Raw genomic sequence first — 10,932 nt, 5'->3', positions numbered from 1 at the left:
ACACCCCCACTCAGACGCCGGATAGATGAAAGCAAGCCAAACACAACATCAAAAACAGTATTGCAGAAAAGGGGGTAACCATAGATGTAGGAGCGAGCAAGCTCGCGATGAGGCCGGCACATTCAACATCGATGTTGCCTGACACACCGCCATCGCGAGCTTGCTCGCACACAGGTCTGTCGGTGATCTGGAGATTGTGGTCAGGGCGGATCAAGCCGATCCAGCGCCCGATTCACCGCCAGTTCCCCCAACATGATCACCTGCGCAATACCCAACAGCGCATTGCGGCTCGTCCCCTCCAGATGATCCACCAGATCGTTGGCCATGACATTGGCCGATGCCAGCGACTCGCAGGCGTGCACCAGCAGGGTTTCGGTATTGAGTTCGGGATTGACGATGAACATCGTGCCGGGCTTGCGCGGGGTGGCCATGATGCAGGGGCCGGGGTTGAGCGAATGCTCGGCGGCTTCGTTGAGTTTGTTTGAATCGAGGCTTTCGGACGGGGATTCCGGATCGGTGTCGGGCGGATTGGGCGTGACCTTGAACATGGAATGAACCTCTAGCGCGAATAGTAAGGAGCCATCACCCTCGCTACCAAACGAAGGGTGGCGGCCATACGCGGGTTGGTAGACCGGTCGCACTAGAACCCGGCGCCCGCAAGGGAGCCCCGCGCATGACCACCATAAAAAACACAGCCCAAAAAAATGACTGCATCAAGGTGGCGTAATGCGCCTAGAACGAACTCGGGCTACCAAACCCGATCGCTGTTTTCAGCGACGGGGAACAATAAAATCCACGTTCTAGACACACAAGCCGGCGGATTCTGGCGTACCTGTAGGCAACGACGCAAGGTGGTGTAGCCTTCACGAAGTAACTCCGGGTGTTTTTAAACACGCATCTGAATTTTGTGTAAGCGCTCGCTCCGGGCGGCGTTCTGACGATGGTCGTTAACGATCATGCGTGATTACTGGATGATTGGCGGCGCTCTTGCGTTCATCGCGAGCGTACCGCAAGCGGGCACCCGCTCCTACAGCAAGCTGTTCCTATCCCCCAAGGGATATATACACCGCAAAACCCCGATTGCTAGTTTGGCCCCCGACGCACTGATTCATCACTGCAAGGGAGCCCGTCTCGTGAACAACACCCCGCCAAGCGATATCGAATTCTGCAATGTGGTCAAACGCTATGGCGAGGTGCAGGCCGTCAGCGGTCTGGATTTCGCGGTGCGGCGTGGCTCGTTTCATTCCTTTCTCGGCGGCTCGGGTTGTGGCAAGACCACCACCCTGCGCATGATCGCCGGCTTCGAGCAGCCCACCAGCGGCGAGGTCCGTCTGGCGGGTAGAAACGTCGCCGGTGTGCCGGCCTTCGAGCGGCCGGTGAACATGGTGTTCCAACATTACGCGCTGTTCCCGCACCTGACCGTGGCGCAAAACATTGCCTATGGCTTGCGCTATCGCACGCCCCGCCCGGACAAAAAACAGCAACTGCGCATGGCCGATGAAGCGCTGGAGATGGTGCGCCTGAGCGGCTTCGGCCAGCGCAAGCCGAGCGAGCTTTCCGGTGGTCAGCAACAGCGCGTCGCCCTCGCCCGCGCCCTGGTCAACAAGCCGACGGTGCTGCTGCTCGACGAGCCGCTGGCCGCGCTGGATCGCAAGTTGCGCAAGGAGATGCAATCGGAACTGCTGCGCCTGCAACGGGAGGTCGGCATCACCTTCGTGCTGGTCACCCACGACCAGGAAGAAGCTCTGTCGATGAGTGACAGCATCAGCGTGATGCACAGCGGCTCGATCATCCAGACCGCCACCCCGGAGCGGCTCTACGAAGCTCCGGCCAGTCGCTACGTGGCTGATTTCATCGGTGAGTCCAACCTGTTCGACGGCACCGTGCGCCAACTCAACGGCCATTCGGTGGTGCTGCGCACCGAGCAAGGGCTGGAGCTGACCAGCCCGCTGACACCTACGGGTAAAGGCCTGAGCGCCAACGCGGCCGGTTGCATCGCCGTGCGCCCGGAGCTGATCAGCATTGCCGGCGCCGACACCGAAATGAGCCGCGAAGTGAAGCTGCCGGGCTGCGTCGAAGATCGTATCTACCTGGGCAATTCCACCGAATACCGCGTGCGCACCCAAGCCTTCGGCGTGGTGTGCGTGCGGGTGCCGCGCCATCAGGACCACGGCGCCAATGCATTCGAACACGGCGCAGCGGTTCGCGTCGGCTGGGATCACGCCAATGGCCTGGCCATGGCGCTGTAAATCATCGATTCGTTTCATCAACCGGATGTGGAGCGTGCTATGGACCAGAAGACTTTTATAAAAACCCTGCGCAGCTGGCAGAACGGCTCGATCAGTCGCCGCGAGTTCCTTGGTCGCACCGGCCTGGGCATTGCCGCCGCCGTGGTCGCGACCAACATGCCCGGCCTGCTGACGTCCAGCGCCGAGGCGGCCGAGCAGGCCAAGCTGGGTGATCGCCTGTCGCTGGCGACCTGGCCGAATTACCACAGCCAGGAAAACCTCGACGCGTTTGGCAAGACCACCGGCGCCCGGGTGTCGATGAGCGTGTTCGGTTCCAACGAAGAAATGCTCGCCAAACTGCAGGCCGGCGGCAGCGGTTGGGACGTGCTGGTGCCGACCAACTACACCATCAGCACCTATGTCGGCCTCGGGCTGATCGAGCCGCTGGACCTGTCGCGCCTGCCCAACTTCGACGCCTCGGCGTTCCAGCAGAAATTCATGGCCCAGGGCACGGTGGACGGCAAGGTCTACGCGGTGCCGAAAAACTGGGGCACCACCGGCATGCTCTACGACACCGGCAAACTGAAAAACGGCCCTTCCAGTTGGAAGGAATTCTGGGCCGCCGCCCAAGGCCCCGCCAGTGGCCGGACGATGGTCCACGACTACCAGTTGACCGCCATCGGCAACGCCCTGAAGAGCTTCGGCTACAGCTTCAACTCCCTGGACCCGAAAGAACTGGCCGACGCGGAAAAGCTGCTGGTCGAGGTCAAGCCACACCTGTTCGCGATCAACTCCGACATCCAGCCGTCGATGCGCAGCGGCGATGCCTGGCTGGCGATGTCCTGGACCGGCGACGCCTCGCAATTGCACCGCGACAACGCGCAAATGCAGTTCGAACTGGGCAAGGAAGGTGGCGAGCTGTGGAGCGACTTCTTCGCGATTCCCAAAAGCTCGGAGCACAAGGATGCCGCCTACGCCTTCATCAACTACCTGCTCGACCCACAGCACAACAAGCTGGAAGTGCTGAGCCACGGCTACCCGAGCGGCGACAAGCGTGTCGACGCGCTGCTGCCGGTGGCGATGCTCGACGATCCGATCATGTACCCGGCCGCCGAGGCCCTGAGCCCGTTGGAGTTTGGTGCCGCCGCAACGCTGACCAGCCCGGCGCGCGCCGAACTGATGGCGCGTTTCAAGTCCGCCTGATCGCCTGACCATGGCCAATGAGGAGTCCCCCATGAATGCCGCCGCCCACCCGCAAACGGTGCAGCCGGGCCATGCCCTGTCGGTCGAGGTTCGCCAGCGGCGCAGCCTCGGCCGGCGCATCACCCTGCTGATGCTCTTGCCTTCGACCCTGTGGTTCCTGCTGCTGTTATTGATGCCGCTGGTGATCATCCTGGTTTTCAGTTTCGGCGAGCGCAGCGCCGTGGGCGGTTACGCCGGTGGCTTCACCCTGGCCAACTACCTGAACCTCGGTTCTCGCGGCGCGGCGTTCAGCAACACGCTGATGCTGGCGCCGCTGGGCACCCTGGTGTGCCTGGTGGCGGCCTATCCGCTGGCGTACTTCCTCGCGGTCAAGGTCACCAGGAACCGTTCGCTGTTGCTGACCCTGGTGATCGTGCCGTTCTGGACCAGTTTCCTGATCCGCACCTACGCGTGGATTTTCCTCCTCAGCGGCAAGGGCATTCCGGCGTTGCTGGCCAGCTTCGGTCTTGAGGATGTGCGGCTGATCAACACACCGTGGGCGGTGCTGATCGGCATCGTCTACGGCTACCTGCCGCTGATGGTGTTCCCGATCTACGTCAGCCTGGAAAAACTCGACAAGCGCTTGCTTGAAGCGTCCGCCGACCTTGGCGCCAGCGCCTTCGAAAGCTTTCGCCGCATCACCCTTCCACTGTCCGCGCCGGGAATCATCACCGGGGTGATGCTGGTGTTCATCCTGTTGATGGGCGAGTTCCTGATCCCGGCCATTCTCGGCGGCGGCAAGGTGTTCTTCGTCGGCAACGCGCTGGTCGACCTGTTCCTGCAATCGCGCAACTGGCCGTTCGGCAGTGCGCTGGCCATGACGCTGGTGGCGATGATGCTGCTGATCATCGGCGTGTACTTGAAACTGGTGGCGCGCTATGGCGGCCGCCCTGCCGACGGAGGCCTGTGACATGTGGCTGCGCAGCTATTCGACCTCGCTGTACCTGTTTCTCTACGCGCCGATTGCCTTGATCGTGCTGTTCAGTTTCAACGCCGGACGCAGCGGCCTGGCCTTCCAGTGCTGCTCGGTGCAGTGGTTCGGCACCGCCTTCGGCAACCCGTTCATCATGGAAGCCCTGGGCAACAGCGCGCTGATCGCCGCAAGTTCCGCGCTGATCGCCACGCTGTTCGGCACCCTGGCGGTGTTCGGCTTGCAGCGCTGTGGCGCCAAGGTGCGCCTGCTGTTCGATGCCCTGACCTATTGCGCGATCATCGTGCCGGGCATCGTCATCGGCATCTCGACGCTGATTGCGTTCATCAGCCTGTTCGACCTGCTCAACCCATTGCTGGCGAACTGGCTGCCGACGGTGCCGAAGCTGAACATGGGATTCTTCACTGTGATCGCCGCGCACTCGCTGTTCACCATGGCCCTGGTGATGGTAATCGTGCGCAGCCGTGTCGAATCGCTGGACAAGGCCTTGCTCGAAGCGTCTGCCGACCTGTACGCGCCACCGATGGACACCTTCTGGCGGGTGACCCTGCCGCAGATCAGCCCAGCAATCATGGCCGGGTTCCTGCTGGCCTTCACCTTCAGCTTCGACGATTTCATCATCGCGTTCTTCGTCGCCGGCTCCGAAACGACGCTGCCGATCTACATCTTTTCCTCCATCCGCCGCGGCGTGACGCCTGAGATCAACGCGATATCCACGGTGATCATCTGCGTGTCGCTGGCCCTGCTGTTCACTTCCCGCCATCTGCAAAACCGCCGCACCGGCGTCCAGGAGTCGCACCATGCGTGATCAGCTTTACATCAACGGCGAATGGGTCAGCCCGGACCTGGGCGGCTATCTGGACGTGATCGACCCGGCCACGGAACACGTCTTCCACCGCGTGGCGGCAGGCACCGAAGAGGACATCGACCATGCCGTGCGTGCGGCCCGTCACGCCTTCGACAATGGCTGGAGCCAGACCAGCGGCGCCGAACGCGCACAGTGGCTGGAAGCACTGGCCAATGAGCTGGACAGTAGCCAGCAGGCGCTGGCGGAACTGGAAGTGCGCGACAACGGCAAACCCTTGCCCGAAGCGCAGTGGGATGTGGGTGATGCCATCGCCTGCTTTCGTTTCTACGCCGGTCTGGCCCGCGAACTGGATCAGCAACAGGACCAACCGCTGGCTCTGCCGGATGAGCGCTTTCGCTGCCGCATTCGCCACGAACCCATTGGCGTCGCCGGGCAAATCATTCCGTGGAACTACCCGCTGCTGATGGCCGCGTGGAAAGTCGCTCCTGCTTTGGCCGCCGGGGCCACGGTGGTGTTGAAACCGTCCGAACTGACGCCACTGACCGCCCTGGAGCTGGCGGCCGCCGCGGATCGTATCGGCTTGCCCGCCGGGGTATTGAACCTGGTCACCGGCCTCGGCGCCGACGCCGGCAGCCCGCTCACCGAGCACCCCGGGGTGGACAAACTGGCCTTCACCGGCAGCGTGCCCACCGGGGCGAAAATCATGTCGGCGGCGGCGCGGGACATCAAGAACATCAGCCTGGAACTGGGCGGCAAGTCGGCCTTCATCGTGTTCGATGACGCCGACGTCGACGCCGCCGTGGAGTGGATCCTGTTCGGGATTTTCTGGAACCAGGGCCAGGTGTGCAGCGCCACGTCACGTCTGCTGGTGCAGGAAAGCATCGCCCCACGCCTGATCGAACGGCTGGTCGAAGAAACCCGCAAGATCAGCATTGGCCCGGGCATGCAACCCGGCGTGCTGCTCGGGCCGCTGGTCAGCCAGGGCCAGTACGACAAGGTGCTCGGCTTCATCGACCAGGGCCTGGCCAGCGGCGCCCGTTTGCTCAGCGGCGGACGGCGCCCGGCGCACCTGGCCGAGGGTTATTTCGTTGAACCGACGATTTTCGATGAGCCCGGTCACAGCAGCATTTTGTGGCGCGAAGAGGTGTTCGGTCCGGTCTTGTGCATCAAGCGTTTCAAGACCGAAGAGCAAGCGGTGCAAATGGCCAACGCCAGCCGCTTCGGCCTGGCCGCCGCCGTGATGAGCGCCGACCTGCAGCGCACCGCCCGGGTCGCCAACCAACTGCGTGCCGGCATCGTTTGGGTCAACTGCTCGCAACCGACCTTCGTCGAAGCGCCCTGGGGCGGCATGAAACACAGCGGCATCGGCCGGGAACTGGGGCAATGGGGGCTGCACAATTACCTGGAGGTCAAGCAGGTCACCGAGTACGTCAGCGACCAGCCGTGGGGGTGGTATTTGAAGTAAACAGGTCGACTGTGGGAGCGAGCCTGCTCGCGAAGGCATCAGGTCAGTCGACATCTCTATTGGATGTACCGGCCTCTTCGCGAGCAGGCTCGCTCCCACATTAGATCGGCTGGGAGCACCGCATTGGCGTACACCCGTATTGCTGACCAGGAGGCTTGTGACAACGGGCTGTCAACGGGTAATTTGAACGGCCTGCCCTTCAAGTCAAGCCGGAGTAATTCAATGCGCATTGCCTTGCTGTCCGACATGCACCTGTCCGTCAACGCGGTCCCCTTTCCCGCCGTGGAGGCCGATATCGTCGTGCTCGCCGGGGACATCGCCCGGCCGGCCAAGGCCATCGAGTGGGCCAGGGCCTGCCCGGTTCCGCTGCTGTACGTGGCGGGCAATCACGAGTTTTATGGCAGTGACCTGGTCTCCACCTACGAACAGTTGAACAGCCTGGCGCAAGGCACCCGGATCCACATACTGGAACGTTCGGAGTACGTCCACGATGGCGTGCGTTTTCTCGGTTGCACGTTATGGTCCGACTATCGTCTGCTCGACAGCCCCGAGGATCGGGCGCTGGGCATCGATATGGCGTCCCGACTGATCCGTGACTTCAGCCACATCAAGATCGCCCCCGACTTTCCAGACCTGTTCACACCAGCCATTTCCCAGTTGGTGTTCATGCAGACGGTCGCCTGGCTGGAAGATTGCTTCACCCGCGACAGCAGCACGCCCACAGTGGTGGTATCCCACTTCGCTCCGACTCGGTCGAGCATCAGCCCGACGTTTGCCGATTCGCCGATCAACTCAAGTTTTGTCTCGGATCTCGAAGCCCGGATCAAACATTGGCAGCCGGCACTGTGGCTGCATGGCCACACCCATGGCAGCTTCGATTATCGGGTGGGCAACACCCGTGTGGTCTGCAACCCCCGGGGCTATGCCAGGAATGGCATCAACGAAAACCCTGATTTCGATGCGGCCCTGGTGATTGATCTGAAGCTCTGAAGCAACGCCGGCAACCCGCTACACTTTCCTCGCTCCGCCGCTGCACCCGAGCGGCCACGACCCCTGACTTCTGATCTGGAGGTATCCCATGAGCGACAGCAGCGAACTCACCACGTTTACCGGCTGGGCCGCCACCGCAGCGGGCGCGCCACTGGAACGCTACAGCTACGATCCCGGTCCGTTGGCCAGCGATGAGGTGGAAGTCGCGGTGGAATATTGCGGCGTCTGCCACTCCGACCAGTCGCTGATCGACAACGACTGGGGCATCAGCCACTACCCGTTCATTCCCGGCCACGAGGTGGTCGGCCGCGTTGTGCGGGTCGGCGCCCAGGTGCGTGGCCTGGAACTGGGGCAACGGGTGGGCATCGGTTGGTACAAGGGCAGTTGCATGCATTGCACGTCGTGCATCGAAGGCTCGCATAACCTGTGCCGCACGGTGCAACCGACCATCATCGGCAGCAACGGCGGCTTTGCCGACCGCATGCGCGCGCATTGGGCCTGGGCCCTGCCAATCCCGGACGGGCTCGATCCGGCGATGGCCGGCCCCTTGTTCTGTGCCGGCTCGACCGTGTTCAACCCGCTGGTGGAGTTCGGCATCAAGCCGACCGACCGGGTCGGCGTGGTGGGTATCGGCGGCCTCGGTCACCTGGCGCTGCGCTTGCTCAATGCCTGGGGCTGCGAAGTCACGGCGTTCACCTCATCGTTGAGCAAGCAGGACGAAGCCAGGCGCCTGGGTGCGCACAAGGTGGTCGCCTCGACCGATACCGATGCGCTCAACGCCATTGCCGGCACCCTGGATTTTCTCCTGGTCACCGCCAACGCCAACCTCGACTGGACCGCCATGCTCGCCACCCTGCGCGGCAAGGGGCGCCTGCACTTTGTCGGCGTCGTGCCCGACGCCATACCGGTGCACGTGTTCAACCTGATTCCCCAGCAAAAAGTCTTGTCCGCCTCACCGGTCGGCTCACCGGCAAACACCGCGATGATGCTGGAATTCTGCGCCCGCCATCAGATCCTGCCGCAGGTCGAGATGTTTCCCATGAGTCGGATCAACGAAGCCATCGATCATTTGCGCAGTGGCAAGGCGCGCTACCGCGTGGTGCTGGACGCCAGTCAGTGACAGGCGACGAACGAAGAGAAAGGGCTGCTTGTTCATGCGTAATGCTCTTGCGCTGCGCTTGGGGATGTCCCGCCCCCCCTCCCTGTAGGAGCGAGCATGCTCGCGATGAGGCCGGCACATTCAACATCGATGTTGCCTGACACACCGCCATCGCGAGCATGCCGCAAGCGGGCACCCGCTCCTACACAAGAGCAGAGCAGTCGAACATACCCTCAAGGATTGGTCGCCTGAACAGCCGCTGGCATGTGCGGATCGTTCCAGGTGAACCGATAGGCCTTGCCGGCCTCTTGTGGCAGGCATTTGCCGTTGTCGGCATCCGCGCCCACGATCGACCAGTTCGCCCGGGAGTTTTCCCCCAGCTCACGGGCCGCTTCGGGTTTGAAGCACTGGTTCAGCACGTCATCCGGCACCAGTGCATAGGCCTGGGGATGTTCACGCAGATACAGCGCAGCCTTTTCAATGGTCGAATAGTCCATGCCGAAATGCACGATCGGTTGGCGGGCGAACAACCAGTGCCCCTCCTCCCAGTTGACCAGCACCAGATCGGCGCCCCGGGTCATGGTCGCAGCCTGGGTCATGAGCACCTGATCGATGTTGGTGCCCTCCTTGAGCGGTTCGATGAATCCACGGGCGAACCACAACGCGAACCAGGTCGCCACCAGGACCGGGAACACCCGGCGCAAACGCGGGTGCCGTTTGAACCAGCGCTTGAGCAGCCACGGGATCAACGGCGCGGCCACCAGTACCAGCCCGGGCAGCGCCGGGTAGATATACAGCTTGCGCTTGCCAGTACTGATGCAGAAAAACAGCACCACCAGCACCACCCAACCGAGCAACACCAGGACCCGGCCGTCGCGTTTTTGCATCTGCCGACGCCAGGCGGGCACCAGCCATGGCAGCACCAGCACCAACGGTAGCCAGTACTGCGGAATCACGTTGGTGAAGAAGTACCAGAACGGCTCGCGGTGATGCCACGCGGCGGCATAACGCCCTGCGGTCTGGCGCAGGAGGATCTCCCGTGCATAGGCGATTTCGTCTGCGGAACCATTGAGCGCAATGGACAACGCCAGAGGCAGCAGCCAGATCGCAATCGCCGCGAGCATCACGGCCAAACCGAGCAACCACTTGCGCGCCTCGCCGGGCATGGCCACCACGCCGGGCCAACCTTTGCGAACCCCATAGGCGTACGGAATCAGCATCAGCGCCGGCAGGAAACCCACGCCTTTGGTGATTACGCCAATGCCCATGGCCGCGCATCCCGCGTAGAACCAGCGCCACGCCGGTCCCAGCAGCAGGTGGCGCGCCAGACCGTACAGGCCCAGGGAGGTGAACAGAATCAGAAAGCTGTCGATCTGGCCGGTACGCAGGATGCTGTAGGTCTGGTACGTCGCCAGATACAACAGCGCGGCGTTGCGACCGGTACGCTGGGTCCACAGGCGACGACCCAGGTCATAAACCATCGCCGTGACCGTCACGGCCGAAAACAGCCCCGGGATATAAAGGGCGATGTTGGGCTTGCCGGTCAACCAGGTGAAGAACGCCACTGTCCACATGAAAATCGGCGGTTTGTCGCCGTAGATCTCGGCGGCCCGGTGCGGGATCAGCCAAGAGCCGTTTTGCAGCATCTCCAGCGCGACGCCGAGGAAACGCTCTTCATCCACATTCTGTGCCTGACGCAGGCCCATGCCCGCACCGATCAACAACAGGGCAAGCAGCATCAGGCCCAGGCATTCGACCCTGGGCGACAACGATCTACGCATGGTCATTCCTTTACGCTTCTGCTTTTGGCAATCAATTGCAGGTTGCGAAAATAGACGATGGAGCCAAAAGCCTGGCCGACGATGAACACCGGGTCCTGGCGGTAAATGGCGTAGGCCAGCAGCAAGGTGCTGCCGACAATGCTCAGGTACCAGAAGTTGGTCGGGATCACGCTGCGTTTCTTGTACTCGCTGTACAGCCACTGCAGGACAAACCGCCCGGTAAAGGCAACCTGCCCCGCAAAGCCGACCAGCAACCACAGGGTTTCACGGGTCAGCATCATCCTTCGAGCTCCTGGGCAATGGTGTTCAGCCGCGTGCGCTTGATCAGCCACCAGACCCCGAACAGATCGAGGATGCCCACCAGCGCGCGGTCGAGGTTGCCGTATTT

General features: G+C 62.4%; 10 protein-coding genes and 1 pseudogene. 7 read left to right on the top strand and 4 right to left on the bottom strand.

What is annotated here, in order from left to right; genetic code table 11:
* Positions 1-200: 200 nt before the first annotated feature.
* A complete protein-coding gene (locus CAG47_RS27400) occupies positions 201-548 on the bottom strand; it encodes a DUF6124 family protein (RefSeq protein WP_085729412.1) in 348 nt (115 codons plus the stop codon).
* Positions 549-1,133: 585 nt separating this feature from the next.
* Here CAG47_RS27400 and CAG47_RS27395 point away from each other — a divergent pair.
* The 7 genes from CAG47_RS27395 (at position 1,134) to CAG47_RS27365 (ending at position 8,784) form a co-directional block, all read left to right on the top strand.
* A complete protein-coding gene (locus tag CAG47_RS27395; RefSeq protein ID WP_085729414.1) occupies positions 1,134-2,249 on the top strand; it encodes an ABC transporter ATP-binding protein in 1,116 nt (371 codons plus the stop codon).
* 39 nt (positions 2,250-2,288) lie between these two features.
* Positions 2,289-3,431: a PotD/PotF family extracellular solute-binding protein gene (locus CAG47_RS27390; protein ID WP_085729411.1), complete on the top strand. Its 1,143-nt coding sequence runs from the start codon at positions 2,289-2,291 to the stop codon at positions 3,429-3,431.
* Between the two features lie 31 nt (positions 3,432-3,462).
* A complete protein-coding gene (locus CAG47_RS27385) occupies positions 3,463-4,380 on the top strand; it encodes an ABC transporter permease (RefSeq protein ID WP_085729410.1) in 918 nt (305 codons plus the stop codon).
* A 1-nt stretch (position 4,381) separates the two neighbouring features.
* On the top strand, positions 4,382-5,209 hold the full coding sequence (locus CAG47_RS27380) for an ABC transporter permease (RefSeq protein WP_085729413.1): 828 nt from the start codon (positions 4,382-4,384) through the stop codon (positions 5,207-5,209).
* Positions 5,202-6,674 carry an aldehyde dehydrogenase family protein gene (locus CAG47_RS27375; RefSeq protein ID WP_085729409.1) on the top strand — a complete coding sequence of 491 codons (1,473 nt, stop codon included), beginning with the start codon at positions 5,202-5,204 and terminating at the stop codon, positions 6,672-6,674. Before CAG47_RS27380 ends, CAG47_RS27375 begins: the two co-directional genes overlap by 8 nt.
* Before the next feature lie 222 nt (positions 6,675-6,896).
* The gene (locus tag CAG47_RS27370) at positions 6,897-7,664 is read left to right on the top strand and encodes a metallophosphoesterase (protein ID WP_085729408.1); all 768 of its coding nucleotides are present in this window, start codon (positions 6,897-6,899) and stop codon (positions 7,662-7,664) included.
* Between the two features lie 88 nt (positions 7,665-7,752).
* Positions 7,753-8,784, top strand: a complete 1,032-nt coding sequence (locus CAG47_RS27365; protein ID WP_085729407.1) for an NAD(P)-dependent alcohol dehydrogenase — start codon at positions 7,753-7,755, stop codon at positions 8,782-8,784.
* 212 nt (positions 8,785-8,996) lie between these two features.
* Here the strand turns inward: CAG47_RS27365 and CAG47_RS27360 are convergent, their stop codons facing one another.
* The 3 genes and pseudogenes from CAG47_RS27360 to CAG47_RS28515 form a co-directional block, all read right to left on the bottom strand.
* Positions 8,997-10,544, bottom strand: a complete 1,548-nt coding sequence (locus CAG47_RS27360; protein ID WP_085729406.1) for a glycosyltransferase family 39 protein — start codon at positions 10,542-10,544, stop codon at positions 8,997-8,999.
* A gap of 2 nt (positions 10,545-10,546) precedes the next feature.
* The gene (locus CAG47_RS27355; RefSeq protein ID WP_085729405.1) at positions 10,547-10,825 is read right to left on the bottom strand and encodes a lipid-A-disaccharide synthase N-terminal domain-containing protein; all 279 of its coding nucleotides are present in this window, start codon (positions 10,823-10,825) and stop codon (positions 10,547-10,549) included.
* Positions 10,822-10,932, bottom strand: a pseudogene (locus CAG47_RS28515) (dolichol-phosphate mannosyltransferase); the annotation flags it as partial. The pseudogene CAG47_RS28515 and the gene CAG47_RS27355, both read right to left, overlap by 4 nt.

Origin of the sequence: Pseudomonas sp. R37(2017) (assembly GCF_002113375.1) — a bacterium.
GTDB lineage: Bacteria > Pseudomonadota > Gammaproteobacteria > Pseudomonadales > Pseudomonadaceae > Aquipseudomonas.
This window is presented reverse-complemented; position numbering and strand designations above follow the sequence as displayed.

Bases quoted from the DNA above. Each gene is read 5' to 3' on its own strand.
- CAG47_RS27400 (WP_085729412.1), bottom strand. From the start codon at position 548: ATGTTCAAGGTCACGCCCAATCCGCCCGACACCGATCCGGAATCCCCG.
- CAG47_RS27390 (WP_085729411.1), top strand. From the start codon at position 2,289: ATGGACCAGAAGACTTTTATAAAAACCCTGCGCAGCTGGCAGAACGGC.
- CAG47_RS27385 (WP_085729410.1), top strand. From the start codon at position 3,463: ATGAATGCCGCCGCCCACCCGCAAACGGTGCAGCCGGGCCATGCCCTG.
- CAG47_RS27380 (WP_085729413.1), top strand. From the start codon at position 4,382: ATGTGGCTGCGCAGCTATTCGACCTCGCTGTACCTGTTTCTCTACGCG.
- CAG47_RS27375 (WP_085729409.1), top strand. From the start codon at position 5,202: ATGCGTGATCAGCTTTACATCAACGGCGAATGGGTCAGCCCGGACCTG.
- CAG47_RS27370 (WP_085729408.1), top strand. From the start codon at position 6,897: ATGCGCATTGCCTTGCTGTCCGACATGCACCTGTCCGTCAACGCGGTC.
- CAG47_RS27365 (WP_085729407.1), top strand. From the start codon at position 7,753: ATGAGCGACAGCAGCGAACTCACCACGTTTACCGGCTGGGCCGCCACC.
- CAG47_RS27360 (WP_085729406.1), bottom strand. From the start codon at position 10,544: ATGCGTAGATCGTTGTCGCCCAGGGTCGAATGCCTGGGCCTGATGCTG.
- CAG47_RS27355 (WP_085729405.1), bottom strand. From the start codon at position 10,825: ATGATGCTGACCCGTGAAACCCTGTGGTTGCTGGTCGGCTTTGCGGGG.